Origin of the sequence: Pseudomonas mosselii, assembly GCF_019823065.1 — a bacterium.
In the GTDB taxonomy this organism is placed as follows: domain Bacteria; phylum Pseudomonadota; class Gammaproteobacteria; order Pseudomonadales; family Pseudomonadaceae; genus Aquipseudomonas; species Aquipseudomonas mosselii.
Genome location: NZ_CP081966.1, coordinates 2,374,303 through 2,389,559, shown reverse-complemented (window position 1 = coordinate 2,389,559; position 15,257 = coordinate 2,374,303). Strand labels below are relative to the sequence as shown.

The 15,257-nt window shown below is 65.2% G+C and carries 11 protein-coding genes; 7 read left to right on the top strand and 4 right to left on the bottom strand.

What is annotated here, in order from left to right; genetic code table 11:
• Positions 1-119: 119 nt before the first annotated feature.
• Genes K5H97_RS11080 through K5H97_RS11070 form a run of 3 tightly spaced genes read right to left on the bottom strand, consistent with a single transcriptional unit; the run spans position 120 to position 5,809 of the window.
• A complete protein-coding gene (locus K5H97_RS11080) occupies positions 120-1,523 on the bottom strand; it encodes an efflux transporter outer membrane subunit (protein ID WP_211258420.1) in 1,404 nt (467 codons plus the stop codon).
• A complete protein-coding gene (locus K5H97_RS11075; protein WP_028691708.1) occupies positions 1,523-4,651 on the bottom strand; it encodes an efflux RND transporter permease subunit in 3,129 nt (1,042 codons plus the stop codon). Before K5H97_RS11075 ends, K5H97_RS11080 begins: the two co-directional genes overlap by 1 nt.
• Before the next feature lie 15 nt (positions 4,652-4,666).
• Positions 4,667-5,809, bottom strand: coding sequence for a MexC family multidrug efflux RND transporter periplasmic adaptor subunit (locus K5H97_RS11070; protein ID WP_028691709.1), 1,143 nt, complete (start codon positions 5,807-5,809; stop codon positions 4,667-4,669).
• A 182-nt stretch (positions 5,810-5,991) separates the two neighbouring features.
• Here K5H97_RS11070 and K5H97_RS11065 point away from each other — a divergent pair, with 182 nt between their 5' ends.
• The 5 genes from K5H97_RS11065 (at position 5,992) to K5H97_RS11045 (ending at position 10,895) form a co-directional block, all read left to right on the top strand.
• Positions 5,992-7,524 (top strand): FAD-dependent oxidoreductase, encoded by a 1,533-nt coding sequence (locus K5H97_RS11065; protein WP_028691710.1) that lies wholly within the window; start codon positions 5,992-5,994, stop codon positions 7,522-7,524.
• Positions 7,525-7,612: 88 nt separating this feature from the next.
• Positions 7,613-8,455, top strand: coding sequence for a hypothetical protein (locus K5H97_RS29600; protein WP_232853861.1), 843 nt, complete (start codon positions 7,613-7,615; stop codon positions 8,453-8,455).
• On the top strand, positions 8,452-8,883 hold the full coding sequence (locus K5H97_RS11055) for a hypothetical protein (RefSeq protein ID WP_232853860.1): 432 nt from the start codon (positions 8,452-8,454) through the stop codon (positions 8,881-8,883). Before K5H97_RS29600 ends, K5H97_RS11055 begins: the two co-directional genes overlap by 4 nt.
• Before the next feature lie 94 nt (positions 8,884-8,977).
• Complete coding sequence (locus K5H97_RS11050; protein WP_028691713.1) at positions 8,978-9,985, top strand: aldo/keto reductase; 1,008 nt, start codon at positions 8,978-8,980, stop codon at positions 9,983-9,985.
• A gap of 277 nt (positions 9,986-10,262) precedes the next feature.
• Positions 10,263-10,895 (top strand): LysE family translocator, encoded by a 633-nt coding sequence (locus tag K5H97_RS11045; protein ID WP_028691714.1) that lies wholly within the window; start codon positions 10,263-10,265, stop codon positions 10,893-10,895.
• Between the two features lie 36 nt (positions 10,896-10,931).
• Here the strand turns inward: K5H97_RS11045 and K5H97_RS11040 are convergent, their stop codons facing one another.
• Positions 10,932-11,147 carry a hypothetical protein gene (locus K5H97_RS11040; RefSeq protein WP_028691715.1) on the bottom strand — a complete coding sequence of 72 codons (216 nt, stop codon included), beginning with the start codon at positions 11,145-11,147 and terminating at the stop codon, positions 10,932-10,934.
• Positions 11,148-11,378: 231 nt separating this feature from the next.
• Here K5H97_RS11040 and K5H97_RS11035 point away from each other — a divergent pair, with 231 nt between their 5' ends.
• Positions 11,379-13,997 carry a T6SS effector BTH_I2691 family protein gene (locus K5H97_RS11035; protein ID WP_222578005.1) on the top strand — a complete coding sequence of 873 codons (2,619 nt, stop codon included), beginning with the start codon at positions 11,379-11,381 and terminating at the stop codon, positions 13,995-13,997.
• On the top strand, positions 13,997-15,193 hold the full coding sequence (locus K5H97_RS11030) for a DUF6708 domain-containing protein (RefSeq protein WP_051555716.1): 1,197 nt from the start codon (positions 13,997-13,999) through the stop codon (positions 15,191-15,193). Before K5H97_RS11035 ends, K5H97_RS11030 begins: the two co-directional genes overlap by 1 nt.
• Positions 15,194-15,257: the final 64 nt, after the last annotated feature.

The window sequence follows — 15,257 nt, the reverse complement described above, 5'->3', positions numbered from 1 at the left end:
GGGAGCGGGCTTGCCCCGCGATTTCGTCGGCCCTGCCTACCCCATTCTTAGAGGCAAAAAAAGCCCCGGGCAAAATTCCCCGGGGCCAAGCGGTTGGAATCCCCAACCAAAGGAGTTTTTCAGCCCTTGCCCGGCCAACCACCGCCCAGGGCACGGAACAGATCGACCAATGCCAGCTGGCGTTGGGTACTGGCCTCGATGAACGCCGCTTCGTTGACATAGCCGTTGCGCTGCGCATCCAGGTAACGCAGGTGGCTGTCCACCCCACCCTCGTAGCGCGCCTTGGCCAGCGCCACGGTCGCCCGGCTGGTGTCGGCCAGGGCCCGGCGCGCCGCTTCCTCGCGGCGCAGGGTGTCGGTGGCAGCCAGGGCGTCGGCGACTTCGCGGAAGGCGGTCTGGATCGTGCCTTCATAGGTCGCCACCGCCGAATCCTTGCGCGCCTCGGCCAGGCTCAGGCCGGCCTTGTTGCGCCCGGCGTCGAACAGCGGCAGCGACAGCTGCGGCATGAAGCTCCAGCTGCGCGAACCGCCATCGAACAGCCCGGACATCTGCGCGCTGGAGGTGCCGAAGCTGCCGGTCAGGCTGATCCGCGGGAAGAACGCCGCCCGCGCCGCGCCGATATCGGCGTTGCGCGCCCGCAGCCGGTGTTCGGCGGCGAGGATGTCCGGGCGGCGTTCGATCAGCGCCGACGGCGCGCCCGGGGCGATGTCCTGCAGAACCATCGGCGCCTCGCTGCGCTCGGCCGGAATCGCCTTGGCCGCGTCCACGCTGCCCAGCAGCAGCACCAGGGCGTTGTAGGCCTGGCGCTGCTCGCGCACGATGCCTTCCAGCTCGGCCCGCGACTGCTCGACCAGCCCCAGCGCCTCCTGGTGATCCAGCGCCGTGGCCGTGCCGGCGCCACGCCGCTGGCCGACCAGAGCCAGCGAATCCTCGCGGCTGGCCAGGGTCTGGCGGGTCAGCGCCAGGCGCCGCTCGGCGCCGTCCAGGGTCAGGTAGGCCTGGCTGACCTCGGCGATCAGGGCAATGCGCGCGGCACGGCCAACTTCCTCGGTGGCCAGGTACTGTTCCAGGGCCGCGTCACTCAGGCTCTTCACCCGACCGAACAGATCGACCTCATACTCCGGCAACGACAGGCCCACCTGATATGTACTGCTGACACCCTCGCGACCGTTGCTCGACAGGTCCGCCGGCAAATGCTGGCGGTTGCCCGAAACCCCGGCATTTAAGCCCGGCACCCGGTCGGCACGCTGGATACGGTACTGCGCGCGGGCCTGCTCGATATCCAGCAGGGTCTGGCGCAGCGAACGGTTGTTGTCCAGCGCGGTACCCACCAGCTGGCGCAGGGACGGGTCGACGATGAACCCCTGCCAGTCCAACTGCTCCACCGCCTTGCCGTGATGGCCGGCGGCATCGCCCCACTCGGCCGCCACCGGCGCCTCGGGGCGTTGGTAGGTCGGTGCCAGGGAGCAGCCGGTCAAGGTAACGGCCAGCGCGAACGAAATTGCGAGATTGCGCATGAGCATCACTGAGTCACCTCTATAGCGTGTTGCACGGGGGCCGGCTTGCGCTTGAGCAGCTTCAGCACGAAGACGAAACAGATCGGCACGAACACCACGCCCAGCAAGGTGGCGCTGAGCATGCCGCCGATCACCCCGGTACCGATGGCGCGCTGGCTGGCCGCGCCGGCGCCGGTGGCGATGGCCAGCGGCACCACGCCGAGGATGAAGGCCATGGAGGTCATCACGATCGGGCGGAAGCGCAGGCGCGCGGCCTCGATGGCGGCGTCGCTCAAGCTGTAGCCCTTCTCCCACAACTCCTTGGCGAACTCGACGATCAGGATCGCGTTCTTAGCCGCCAGGCCAATGATGGTGATCAGGCCAACCTTGAAGTACACATCGTTGGGCAGGCCGGTGAGCATCACCGCCCACACCGCGCCCAAGGCGCCGATCGGCACGATCAGCATTACCGTCAGCGGGATCGCCCAGCTTTCGTACAGTGCCACCAGCAGCAGGAACACCACCAGGATGGCCAGGGCGAACAGGGCCGTGGCCTGGCCGCTGGAGACCTTCTCCTGGTACGAGAGGCCCGTCCAGGCGTAGCCGATGCCAGGCGGCAGCTCGCTGACCAGGCGCTCCATCTCGGCCATTGCCTGGCCGGTGCTGTAGCCCGGGGCGGCGTCGCCGGCGATACGGATCGACGGGTAGCCGTTGTAGCGCACCAGCTGCACCGGGCCCTCTTCCCATTTCGTGGTGACGAAGGCGCTGAACGGCACCTGCTCGCCCTGGGCGTTCGGCGCATAGAGGCGCAGCACGCTTTCCGGGGTCATGCGCTCGCCCTGCTCGGCCTGCACCACCACGCGCTGCTGGCGCCCGGCGTTGGTGAAGTCGTTGATCACCACTGAACCGAAGGCGGTGGCCAGGGTGCTGTTGATGGTTTCGAAGCTCACGCCCAGGGCGCGGGCCTTCTCGCGGTCGATCTGCACGCGCAGCTGCGGCGCCTCGGCCAGGCCTTCCATCATCGCGTAGAGGATCACCGGGTTGCCGTTGGCACGGGCCAGCAGCTGGTCGCGGGCCGCCAGCAGCGCTTCGCGGCCCAGGCCGCCACGGTCCATCAGGCGCAGGGCGAAACCGCCGGAGTTGCCCAGGCCGTCGATCGGCGGCGGCATGACCGCGGTGATAGCGCCGTCGCCGTTGGCGGCGAACTGGGCGTTGATGGCGGCGGTTTCCGCCTCGGCCGATTGCTCGGGGCCGCGCAGGGACCAGTCCTTGTAGGTGGGGAACGCCAGCGCGGCGTTGTCGCCCTGGCCCGAGAAGCTGAAGCCGCTGACGATGACCGCACTGGCAACCGACTCGCGCGACATGATGAATTTTTCCAGCGCCTCGGCGGTGTGATCGGTGCGCACCCGGCTGGCGCCTGGCGGCAACTGGATATCGACGATGCTGTAGCCCAGGTCCTCCGACGGCACGAAGGCCTCCGGCAGACGCAGGTAGGAGTAGCCAAGCACCACCAGGATGCCGACATAGGCCAGCATCCAGCGGCCGGCGCGGGCCACCAGAGCGCTGTTCATCACCGAGTAACGCTCGGTCACGCGGGCGAAGGCGCGGTTGAAGGCACCGAAGAAGCCGCCCTTTTCATGGTGGCCATGGGGCACCGGCTTGAGCAGCGTGGCGCACAGCGCCGGGGTGAAGGTCAGGGCGAGGAAGCCGGAGAACAGGATCGACACCGCCAGCGACACCGAGAACTGCTGGTAGATCACCCCCACGGAACCGGACATGAACGCCAGCGGCAGGAACACCGCCGCCAGCACCAGGGTGATACCGATGATTGCCCCGGACACCTGCCCCATCGCCTTGATGGTCGCGTCCACCGGCGACAGGCCCTCCTCGGCCATCAGCCGCTCGACGTTCTCCACCACCACGATGGCGTCGTCCACCAGGATGCCGATGGCCAGCACCATGCCGAACATGGTCATCATGTTCACCGAGAAGCCGAGCAGCTTCATGATCATCAGCGTGCCCAGCAGGCACACCGGCACCACGATCGACGGGATCAGGGTGTAGCGCACGTTCTGCAGGAACAGGAACATCACCAGGAACACCAGCACCATGGCTTCGATCAGGGTGTGGATGACCTTCTCGATGGCCACGTCGACGAAGCGCGAGGTGTCGTAGGGCACCGAGTACTCGACGCCCTCGGGGAAGAACTGCGACAGCTCCGCCAGGCGTTCCTTGACCAGCGTCGCGGTCTGGATGGCGTTGGCGCCAGGGGCCAGCTGCACCGCAGCGGCCACGGCCGGGTGGCCGTTCAGGCGCGAGGACAGGTTGTAGTTCTCGCTGCCGATGGCCAGCCGCGCGACATCGCCCAGGCGCACGCTGGAGCCGTCGGGGTTGGCGCGCAGGACGATGCCGGCGAAGGCCTCGGGGGTGTCGAGGGTGCCCTGCACCGCCAGGGTCGCGGTCAGCTCCTGTTCGCTGGCGCCCGGCGTGCTGCCGAAGCTGCCGGCCGGCACCTGGACGTTCTGGCCACGGATGGCGTTGTTGACGTCATCGATGGACAGGCCATAGCCCACCAGTTTCTGCGGATCGACCCAGACCCGCATGGCCGCCTCCGAAGAGAAGAACTGCAGCTTGCCCACGCCCGGCACGCGCAGCAGTTCGTTGTTGATGTTGCGCGCGGCGTAGTCGGCCAGGGCCGTGGTGTCGCCACGGTCGCCGGCCTTGCTGGTCAGGGCGTAGATCAGCAGGAAGCCGGAGCTGGCCTGCTCCACCTTCAGGCCCTGGGTCAGCACCGCCTGGGGCATGCGCGCCTCGGCCTTCTTCAGGCGGTTCTGCACGTCGACCTGGGCCATGTCCGGCTCGGTGCCGGGCTCGAAGGTCACCAGCACCTCGGCGACGCCGTTGGAGTTGTTGGTGGACTCGTAGTACAGCAGGCCCTTGGCGCCGTTGAGCGACTCTTCGATGATGCTGGTCACCGACTCCACCAGCACCTTGGCCGACGCGCCCGGGTAGCTGGCGGTGATGGAAATCTGTGGCGGTGCCACGCTGGGGTACTGGGCCACCGGCAACGCCGGGATCACCAGCAGGCCGGCCAGGGAAATGAACAGCGCCACGACCCAGGCGAAGTTCGGCCGATTGATGAAGAACTTGGACATCTCGCTACCCTCGCCTTATTTCGCCGCGACCGGCTGCGCCTGCGCTGGCACCACGGGCATGCCCGGGGCCAGGCCGGCCGGGCTGCCGACGATGACCTGCTCACCGCCGCGCAGGCCTTCGACGATCTGCCAGCGCGAACCGTGCATCCCGCCGGTGCGCACGCTGCGCACCTCGGCCAGGCTGCCGGTACCCACCACCATTACCCGCGCCTCGCCATCGCTGCCGCGCTGCACCGCCCGTTGCGGTACCAGGATCGCCTGCTGGTCGGTGCCCTGCGGGGTGCGCACACGCACGTACATGCCCGGCAGGAGAATGCCGTCGGCATTGTCGAAGCGCCCGCGCAGGGAGACCTGGCCGGTGCCGCGGTCGACCGCCACGTCGGTGAACATCAGCGCGCCCTGGCGCTGGTAGTCGGTGCCTTCTACCTGGGCCGTCAGCGCCTTGTCGTCGCCACCGGCCAACGCACCGTCCTTGAGCGCCTGGCGCAGGCGCAGGGCATCGGCGGCAGACTGAGTGAAATCGACATAGATCGGATCGAGCTGCTGGATGCGCGCCATCAGCGTGGCGTCGCCCTGCCCGACCAGCGCGCCTTCGGTGGCCAGGGCGCGACCGATGCGCCCGGAGATCGGCGCGGTGACCGTGGCGTAACCCAGGTTCAGGCGCGCGGTCTGCACGTCGGCCTGGGCCGAACGCACGGCGGCCTGGGCGCTGCGCAGCTCGGCGGTGGCGCTGTCGAAGTCCTGCTGGCTGACCGCTTCGATCTTCACCAGCGGCTCATAGCGTTTTACCCGCGCCTGGGCTTCCTGCTGCACGGCCTGGGCCCGGGCCAGGTCGGCCTCGGCGCGGGCCAGGGCCGCCTTGAACGGCGCCGGGTCGATCTGGAACAGGACATCGCCGGCCTTGACGTCGGCACCTTCCTCGAAACGCTTGTGCAGGACGATGCCGGCCACCCGGGCACGTACCTCGGCCACCCGCATCGGCTCGACCCGACCTGGCAAGGTCGAGGCCAGGGCCAGTGGCTCGGCGGCCACGGTCACGATTTCCACCGGAAAGGCCGTTTCAGCGCCGGCCTGCTGTTCGTCGGCCGCCCCGCAGCCGGCCAGGGCCACAGCCACTGCCAGCCAGCTGGCCATTCCTATTGCACGCAAATTGCTCATGAACTCACCCGAGCCGTTAACTAAATTTGGCGCGAATGGTACTTGTACATTCTATTTGAGTCAATTTTGTCTCATTTGAAGTTTTTGTGAAAAGCTGTAATGACCACCTCCGATCGTCGGCTCGTCGCAGTCCTGGCCCATGGAGGGCGTCAAATGAAACACAACGCCTGAGGAGATCCGCCATGACCCTGCACGCCGTGGCCAGCCTCGACCAGCTCGAGGAACACCGCCCCCTGCGCGTCCAGGCCGGCACCGAGGAGATCATCCTGGTGCGCCAGGGCGAGTTGGTGAAGGCCTACCTGGCCAACTGCCCGCATGAGGGCGCGCCCCTCGAACAAGGCGCGGTCTGTGGTGGGCTGCTGATCTGCCCCTGGCACAAGGCCGCCTTCGCCGTGGACGAGGGCGCGGTGTGCGAACCGCCGGCCCTGACCGGCCTGCGCCGCCATGCCGTGCAGCTCAGGCATGGCCAGGTCTGGGTCGACGACCAGCCATTGCCCGAAACCGTGGCGCCGCGCCACAGCGACGCCCGCACCTTCGTCGTGGTGGGCGCCGGCGCCGCCGGCTCGGCCGCCATCGCCACCCTGCTTGAGCATGGCTTTGCCGGGCGCCTGCTGTGGATCGACCAGGAACAGCCGAACGCCTACGATCGCACCGCCCTGAGCAAGTTCGTCATCGCCGGGCAGATGCCGGTGGACGAAGTGCCGACCCTGCTCGCCCCGGACGCCCTGCGCCGTGGCCAGCTGCAGCGTTTGCACGGCAAGGTGCGCGCCCTGGATGCCGACAAGCGCGTGATCACCCTGTCCGACGGCCAGAAGCTGAAATACGACGCCGCCCTGCTGGCCACCGGCGGCAAACCCAGACGCCCCGAACTCCCCGGCGTGCAGTTGCCCGGTATCTGCGTGCTGCGCTCGCGCACGGATGCCGCGCAACTGCTCGACCTGGCCGAACCAGGCCAGCCGGTGGTGATCGTCGGCGATGGGTTCATCGGTCTGGAGGCCGCCAGCGCCCTGCGCAAGTACGGCCTACAGGTGCATGTGGTCACGCGCCACGCCATCCCGCTGGCCCGGCAGCTGGGCGAGCGCATCGGCCAGGCCCTGCGCGAGCTGCACGAGCGCAAGGGCGTGGTATTCCACGGGCCGACCGAGGTCAGCGGCTTCGAAGGCCGGGAGCGGGTCGAGGCCGTGTTGCTGGCCACTGGCGAGCGCCTGGAAACCCCGCTGGTACTGCTCGGCACCGGCGTCAGCCCGGCCACCGGTTATCTGCACGACCTGCCCCTGGCCGAGGACCGTTCACTGACAGTGGACGCCCATCTGCAGGCCGCCGACGGCCTGTGGGCGGCCGGCGATATCGCCACTTTCCCTCTGGCCGGCCGCCCGGTACGCATCGAGCACTGGCGCCTGGCCCAGCAGCATGGGGTGATCGCCGCCGCCAACATGCTCGGCGAGCGCCGCCGCTACGACGACGTGCCGTTCTTCTGGACCTACCAGCACGGCCGCACCTACGAAGTGCTCGGGCATGCCAGCGGCTGGAACCGCATCGAATACGTCGGCACCCCGGAACAGGGCGACTTCATCGCCCTGCAGTGCCTGGACGACCAGGTCGAGGCGGTAATCGCCAAGGGCCACGCGCGGGCCATGGCGGTGCTGTCGCAGCGGCTGAAACGGCCGCTGTCGAGCCGCGAGGCGCGTGACCTGATCGATGCCTGGCCGGATTGAGACCTGGCGTTGCCCGGACAGTGGCAACCGCGCGCTCCTCACCGTACAGTACACCGCAGACTCGCCCCAGCGCAGGGAGATTGATCCAGTGCACTTCGACTGGCACGAACACCAGGCCCACCTCTTTGCCAGTACCCAGGCATTCAACAACCTGGCACGGACAATGCGCCGATGCCGACCTGGCAGCCACGCGCAACTCGCGCTTCGCTCTGCCACGGGAACCTGCACGATGTTGCGAGTTTCCTGTGATCGGCGAGAGGCGTTCCTGGCACTGAATGAAGACATGCTTCAAATCACCTTCACCGAAGCGCTCAGACAGCGGCTGGCCAACGGTTTTTCCATGCCTGCCGAAACTCGCCCTGGCTCACGATTCGTCATCAGCAGAATTCAGAGCGAAGGACTTGCGGGGTTACGTGAAGACTCGATCGAACTGGTATTGCATGTAGAGACGCCACAAGCGCACCCCTTGGCAGGCTACTTCAGCCATGACGACGGTACACTGCCGGAAATCGAGCTCTACTTTGCCCGGAGCGCGGACATGCCGAGCGCATTCGCACGCCTGTTCACCCTCGGTGCGAGGGTGGGCTGCGGCAGCTTATGGGACAAGGCAAGCGGGTGCGAAACGCCCTTTACCGGCCCACAGGATGCCTCACGTGTCAGTGACGGTGTCGTCGAACCGTTTCATGTACTGGCGAAGGGTATCAACATCGATGGCCAGCCCCTCCCTGACCTGGGCGTGATGGTCTGCAAGCACGGCCTGACACTGGACTATCGCATGGGGCCTGACTGGGATGCGCCTCGAATCGACGCCCTGCTGTCGTTGCTGCGCCAACTTCGGCAACAAGGCGGCCAGGTTCGCATCCCTTGGTGGCAGGCAGACGGCGAACAGGACTTTCTGCAGGCCCTCGGCCGCAGCGGGGCCGACGGATGAACTCGCGCTCCCTGGATATCCAGCGGTTGCTCAGGAAACGACAACTCAATGTGCAGGAGCAGAACCTGCTCACTGCCCATCGCATCAGAGAGTCGGCACGCCCCTGGCTCACCCGTGAGGTACCGCCTGCCCTGCTACGCGTCGCCGAAAGCCACGGGATCGACTGGACACGCTCCCTGCTGCTGGACCTTGAGTTCGACTTCCCCGGCATGGCCAGCCTGACGGGCAGTCTGTTGACCGATACCGAACGCTTCATAGACTTCGAGCTCGAGACCGACAGCAGTTACTGCCAGCTGCTGTCGATCGAATGCTGGGAAGACGTGACGGCCCAGCATGACCATGGGTTGCGCAACCGGGGTACCGGCAAGGGTTATGCAACCATTGCCCTGGAGACAAGGCGTGAACTGCTCGGCCTGCCGACGCCCTGAGCGCACGCCTTGCCTTGGCCACCGCGAGCTTTCAATACCGAGGTGAACTGTGTAAAACAAGCTCACCCACACTGTAAGGAAAGGATGACTCGCAATGATCTACCGCCCCCTCGGCCGCTCCGGCCTGCACGTCTCGACCCTCACCCTGGGCAGCATGATGTTCGGTGAGCAGACCAGCACCGAAGACTCGCTGCGCATCATCGACAAGGCCTGGGACCAGGGCATCAATTTCGTCGACACCGCCGACGTCTACAACGGCGGCCGTTCCGAGGAGATCGTCGGCGAGGCGGTGGCGCGCAACCGCCACGACTGGATCATCGCCTCCAAGGCTGGCTACGGCCCGGTCGATGGCGTGCCCAACCGCAGCGGCCTGTCGCGCAAGCACCTGTTCAACGCCATCGAGGCCAGCCTCACACGCCTGGGCACCGACTACCTGGACATTTACTACCTGCACCGCGAGGACCACACCGTACCGCTGGAAGAGACCGTGCGCGCCATCGGCGACCTGCTGGCCCAGGGCAAGATCCGCTACTGGGGCGTGTCCAACTTCCGTGGCTGGCGCATCGCCGAGATCTGCAACCTGGCAGAGAAGCTCGGCGTGGCCAAGCCTGTGGTCAGCCAGCCGCTGTACAACATCGTCAACCGCCAGGCCGAGCCCGAGCAACTGACCGCCGCCGCCTACCATGGCCTGGGCGTGGTGCCGTTCAGCCCGCTGGCCCGCGGCGTGCTCAGCGGCAAGTACGCGCCCGGCTCGACCCCGGACCAAGGCAGCCGCGCCGGCCGCCAGGACAAGCGCATCATGGAGGTGGAATGGCGCCAGGAGTCGCTGGCCATCGCCCAGAAGATCCATGCCTACACCGGGGCCAAGGGCGTGGGCATCGTCGAGTTCGCCATCGCCTGGGTGCTGAACAACCGCCTGGTCAGCTCGGCCATCGTCGGGCCGCGCACCGAGGCGCAGTGGGACACCTATGCCGGCGCGCTGGCAGTGAAGATCACGGCGGAGGACGAAGCGTTCATCGACTCGCTGGTGACGCCGGGCCATGCCTCGACACCCGGGTTCAACGATGTGGCGCACTTCGTCAGCGGGCGCCTACCGCGCTGACGTCTAGGTCTGAGTCTGGGGCGTAGAGCGTGGGATCAATTGTCTTGCGGAGATTTCTCAACTGGCGTGATCTCTCTGAGCGGCCTTGCGTCGCGAAAGGGACGCAAAGCGGCCCCGGCGATCTTTGCAACAATGCTGAAATCCCGGGGCTGCTGCGCAGCCCTTTCCGACCGGTCCGACGCCTCGGCAAGGCCGCTCCAGGTTGGCGTAGTACCCATGGCAGCCCGCCCCGATTGCTGGCATTGTTCGACTTTCCCCGCGCAAAGGACGCGCCCCCATGGCCCTGCACCTCTGGCTGACCTTCTCCTTCGCCTACCTGCTCACCTCGCTGATCCCCGGCCCCAACGTCCTGCTGACGGTGCGCAACGCCCTGCGCTACGGCCCCTCCGGCATGGGCATGACCCTGTTCGGCAACCTCACCGCGCAACTGCTGACGATCACCGCCGTGGCCATGGGCGTGGGCGCCCTGCTGATCTCGCTGCCCACGGCGTTCCTGGTGCTGAAGCTGGCCGGTGCCGGCTACCTGATCTACCTCGGCCTGCGCCAGTTGCTGGGTAAAGGAGGCCCCGCCGCCCCGGCGGCCCAGGTGGTCGCGACGCCACCCCAGACGCAATGGCGGATCGCCGTGGAGGCCTTCCTGGTCTCGGTGAGCAATCCCAAGACCCTGGTGTTCTTCTGCGCCTTCCTGCCGCAGTTCCTCGAGCCTGGGCGGCCGATCTTCGGCCAGTTCGCGGCGATGTACCTGAGCGGCGCACTGATCGTCTGCCTGGTGCATTCCTTCTACTGTTTCACCGCCTGGCGCTTCGGCCTGCGCCTGAAGGCTTCGCCCCTGGCCGCCTGGTTCAAGCGCGCCACCGGCGCGCTGTTCATCGGCCTGGGCGTGCGCCTGGTCAACACCCGGGCGGTGTAACGCTCGACTGCTCCCTCGCAAGGCCTGGGTGGTGATTCAGGACTGCCCCAGGTTGAGCACCAGCGCGATGAATGCCTGCTCGTCGAGCCACTCGTCCTCATACAGGTCGATGGCCCGGCGGGTGTCGCCCTTGAGACTGGCATTGAGCAGCCCGGCATGGTGGATCAGCGCCCTGACCCGGGACCAGGTGCGGACCACGCCGGTCGGCAAGGCTGGCGATGCGGGGGTCGATCTGCTCGCGGGCTTCGGCATGGGGGCATCCTCAGGCAGGTTCTCCCAAGAACTGTAAGCGAATGCTGCCAAATAGCCCTGAAAGGGAAAATCAGAGAAACGTCCTACGCGGACTTGGGAAGCCCTGTCGACCACCCAGAATCCGTTCCTCGCTAGTGTTTCAGGTCTGCGTAACGTCGCCCGTGGCTGGCTGCAACAGCCACGGGCTCGGTACTAACACGCCTGCATGAACAGCTTCGCTGAGGACATCGGATGTTCGACTTCAACAAACTGCTCGAAATCAATCGGCAAGCCTGCGAGGCCCTGGAGGCCCCCTTCGCCAGCGGGCCCGCCGTCCATTGCACGCGCACCTTCACCATCCTGCCCCTGCGCTATGCGGCCGTTGCCGGCACTACCGGCCAGCGCCTGCGCTTGCCAACCCTGCCCGAACACCTGCGCCATCCCTACAGCGTTGCCACGCTCCAGCAGGCCAACTATGCCATCCGGCCACTGCGCCAAGGTTTCCTGTATGTCATGGAGAAACGCAAGCGCAGCGGGCAGCACAGCCTGCACCCGCCCTATCGCATTGCGGCGAACGGTTCTTTGTCGCTGGTTGCCCCCGGGCAGTCCGAGCCAGACGCCACAGATGTCCACACCCTGCGCGACATGATTCGCAACACGGCCTTGGCGTTCAACGTCCATGACCTCGAAGACCTGGCCGAGCTGCGCCTGTTCTACAGCCCCGACCCGTTGACCGAAGCGGCCCAGCAGCAACTGCTGCGTCGACGCGACAGGCTGCCGGCCGTGGATGTTGCCGCTTTCACCGGCCTTGGCTGCCCGACGCCCAGGCCCTATGTGCTGCGCCATGACCAACTGGACCTGGTCGCCGATTTCGCTGCGCAAACCGACAGCTCATTGCGCAAGCTGCTGGACAACCAGCTGTTCAGTGAAACCAGCGTCCACTCGCTGACGGCAGCCCGGTACATGCTGGGCCCGGTTGCCGGCAAACCCGAAGCCCGTGGTATCGCGGTGGTGGTGGAAGATGCCATCGGCATCACCCAGCAACTCAATGCCTGGCGCAACGCGGGCATGGAACACCTGAAGGATTGGCTGCAAGCCTCGGAGTCGGTCGCGGGAAAACCCGGCCCCAGCAACGAGCGCAAGGTGCTGGTCGCCCAGGCCTTCACCGAACTGCATCAGCAATTCAGTGAGCGCAAGGTCGCCGCGCTGGTCGACCGTCACAAAGAGGCCATGCGCGCCCACCTCGCCGGTGCCGACCAGGGCGCCAACCCGCAGATGGCCGCCTGGTGGGCGCAGGCCAAGGAAGGCATTCTCGATACCGCAGGCGCACTCAGGCGCCAGGACCTTGAGGCCCGGGGGAACAACGGCGAGTTCGCCCGGCAGTTCGAGGCGCGTTACCTGCCACACGTCGACCTCAAGGCCATGCATGACCAGCTGGCCTGGTTCGAATCCCACGGCCTCGAAGCGCAGCGCCTGGCCGACGTGCGGGCCGACGACCACCTCGCCTGGCTGCAATCTGAGCAGCTGCTCGCGGCCCTGGCCTACTACGACGAGAACGACCTGCGCAGCGGCCTGTGCTTCGCTCACCAGACCGGGCTCAGCGTGGTCGGCATGGAGGGCGTGCCAGCCGGGGCGCGGCTGCTCGCCCAGTGGTGGCATGCCGACACGCTGACGCCCGACAACCTGGCCCTGCGTTCCTTCGTCTTCAACCAGCGCGCCATTGCCGAGGTGCTGGAGCAGACACGCCAGGCGTTGCAAGCGCTGCCACCGGAATACGATCACTGGCAGCAGGTGGACACTTCACTCAAGTACGCCAAGGAACTCGCCTCGCAGTTCAGCCGGGTGGACGGCCACCTCGACCAGCTGGCCCAGCACAGCGCCCTCAACACCGCCGGGGCCTTGGCCTGGCTGGGTCAACTGGGGCGCCAGAGCCTGCAGGCCGGCGCCCCCGGCAACATGGATCGCCTGCTATACCGGCGCCTGGGCACCTACCTCATCGCCTCGCTGGGCGAGCAAGCCATCAACCTGCGCCTGAGTGAACACGCACTCGAGGGTGACACCCCCTCGCGAGGACGGGTGGCGGCCCCCATGGTCCGACGCCTTGATCGCGCCTATGTGGAGACGTTGCAGGGCGCTCATGCTCATTCGTTCTATCGGCTTCGGCTGGCCAGTGGCCTGCTCCTGCTGGAGGCGGGACTGCTCCTGTTGCAGGGGCAGCGGGATGACAAGGACCGGCGTTTCTGGAGCGAGGTGGTGGCCGCAGGATTGGCCAGTGCGGCAGCGGGATTCGAGCTACTGGCAGTGGGGACGGAACAGACCCTGCTGGGCGTCGAGCGGAACAGCGCGATTGCGCGGGGAGCGGACATCAGCCTGGGGCGCTATCGGCTATGGGGGGCGGCGTTGGCGACGGTGGGGGGCGTTGTCAGTATTGCGTGGGACATTTCAGATGCCGAAGAAGCAAAAATCAGATCCAAATCAATGCTTGCCGCAGCATACAGGACAAGAGCTGTATCTACGATTGCCCTAATTCTGGGGCAGGGAGGAATTGCGTTTTCAAAAGCGAGTGCGTTTTTCCAATGGCTATCAATGAGTGCCAATCAAACATGGAAAAGCAGCTTATTCTCCACTTTATCCACACTCTCCGCAGAATTGGCAGCCAACCGTGCCGCCATGATGTTTCTGAGCCGCTTGAGCTGGATAGGCGGCGCTATTATATTAGGCACCACTGTAACCTTACTCATTATCGATGACGACGCATTGGAGAAGTGGTGTAGCAAATGCTGTTTCCGCCTTAAACCATCCGACAAAGGATACCTAAAGGACGCCGAAGAGCTCAAAGCGTTGTTTAATGCCATGAGCGAGGTGATCTAATGTATTTTATTGAGTGGTTCTCATGGCTGGCAGCCATACACCCTAAAGAGAAACGCGAAGCCTTTAAAAAACAGAACAAAACAATCAAAAATAGAGGGGTTTACGAAAGCGAAGACGAAGAATACGTTGCAGCTGCAAAAAAATCAGTATGCGAAACCCCAAAGAGCCGTGGCCCAGTCTACGTGTACAACGAGCATGTGCTCGAAATGCGCTGCGGCATGTGGGAGGACAAACGTGGCTTGATCACCATCCTTTCCCTTGCAATCATAGCGGTAATCACATTCGAGTTATATTTCACCACTGATTCCATTAAGGAATTAATCGCATTAGCCTACAATTATCAAGGTGAACCGTATGGAGAACTCCTAATCACCACAATTTTCTTTCTCTGCTTGGATCCATGGCTTTTATGGATTTACCTAAAGTATGGTTTCCGTTTCACACGCTTTGAGATGTTTACATCACGCCACCTGTTGATACGCTTCAACCGCACCACCCAACAAGTCTACCTCCACCGCCCGCCATACTGCGGAGGGATCGTCACGCTCCCGTGGAACGGCGTATCGTCCAGCGGCTCTGATAAAAAGTATGCACCACCAGGTGGCATGGGCATGCCGCTGGAACTCACATGGTCGCCCGTTTTTACTGGCACACTGCGTCCTGAACTGATCTGGGTCGGCAAATCCGCCAATAATTTCGCGGAGATTCAAGCCGAATGGGAGTTTATCCGCCGCTTCATGGATGACGGACCGGAGGGGCTACCGCGCCCCCACATCACCTCGCACTTCCCTTGGCCCTGGCAAGCCTTCACGCCTCAGTTCGAAGGCCTGACCCACTACTTCCGCAGTTCACCACGCGTCATCAAGTGCGGTCTGCTGCTGATCTCTCCTGCCTTCCTGATCATCGGAACAGGCCACTGGATGAGCCTCCTGCTGTGCTGGAAGCCTCGATGGCCCAAGATTATCCGTGAAGCCGGCCTGCCGGGAAAACCCGTCCCGGCACTAACCACAGTTGACGATTACCCCCCCCATATCCAGGAAAGGCTGCGGGAAAATGCCTACCTCTGGGCCATACGCCCTGGCAAACGGCCGGAGAGGAAAACCCGTGCCTCTAAACGTCGGCCCAAGAGCCAAAGTCAAACTCCCGATATCGAGAAGGATACGCCCCATGGGGTCGACAGTATCGGTCAGCCGTAGAGCCAGACTGATCTCGTTCGGCATGGAGGGCGTGGCAGCCAGAACACGGCTATTCACCTGATAG

Bases quoted from the DNA above. Each gene is read 5' to 3' on its own strand.
- K5H97_RS11080 (WP_211258420.1), bottom strand. From the start codon at position 1,523: ATGCTCATGCGCAATCTCGCAATTTCGTTCGCGCTGGCCGTTACCTTG.
- K5H97_RS11075 (WP_028691708.1), bottom strand. From the start codon at position 4,651: ATGTCCAAGTTCTTCATCAATCGGCCGAACTTCGCCTGGGTCGTGGCG.
- K5H97_RS11070 (WP_028691709.1), bottom strand. From the start codon at position 5,809: ATGAGCAATTTGCGTGCAATAGGAATGGCCAGCTGGCTGGCAGTGGCT.
- K5H97_RS11065 (WP_028691710.1), top strand. From the start codon at position 5,992: ATGACCCTGCACGCCGTGGCCAGCCTCGACCAGCTCGAGGAACACCGC.
- K5H97_RS11055 (WP_232853860.1), top strand. From the start codon at position 8,452: ATGAACTCGCGCTCCCTGGATATCCAGCGGTTGCTCAGGAAACGACAA.
- K5H97_RS11050 (WP_028691713.1), top strand. From the start codon at position 8,978: ATGATCTACCGCCCCCTCGGCCGCTCCGGCCTGCACGTCTCGACCCTC.
- K5H97_RS11045 (WP_028691714.1), top strand. From the start codon at position 10,263: ATGGCCCTGCACCTCTGGCTGACCTTCTCCTTCGCCTACCTGCTCACC.
- K5H97_RS11040 (WP_028691715.1), bottom strand. From the start codon at position 11,147: ATGCCGAAGCCCGCGAGCAGATCGACCCCCGCATCGCCAGCCTTGCCG.
- K5H97_RS11035 (WP_222578005.1), top strand. From the start codon at position 11,379: ATGTTCGACTTCAACAAACTGCTCGAAATCAATCGGCAAGCCTGCGAG.
- K5H97_RS11030 (WP_051555716.1), top strand. From the start codon at position 13,997: ATGTATTTTATTGAGTGGTTCTCATGGCTGGCAGCCATACACCCTAAA.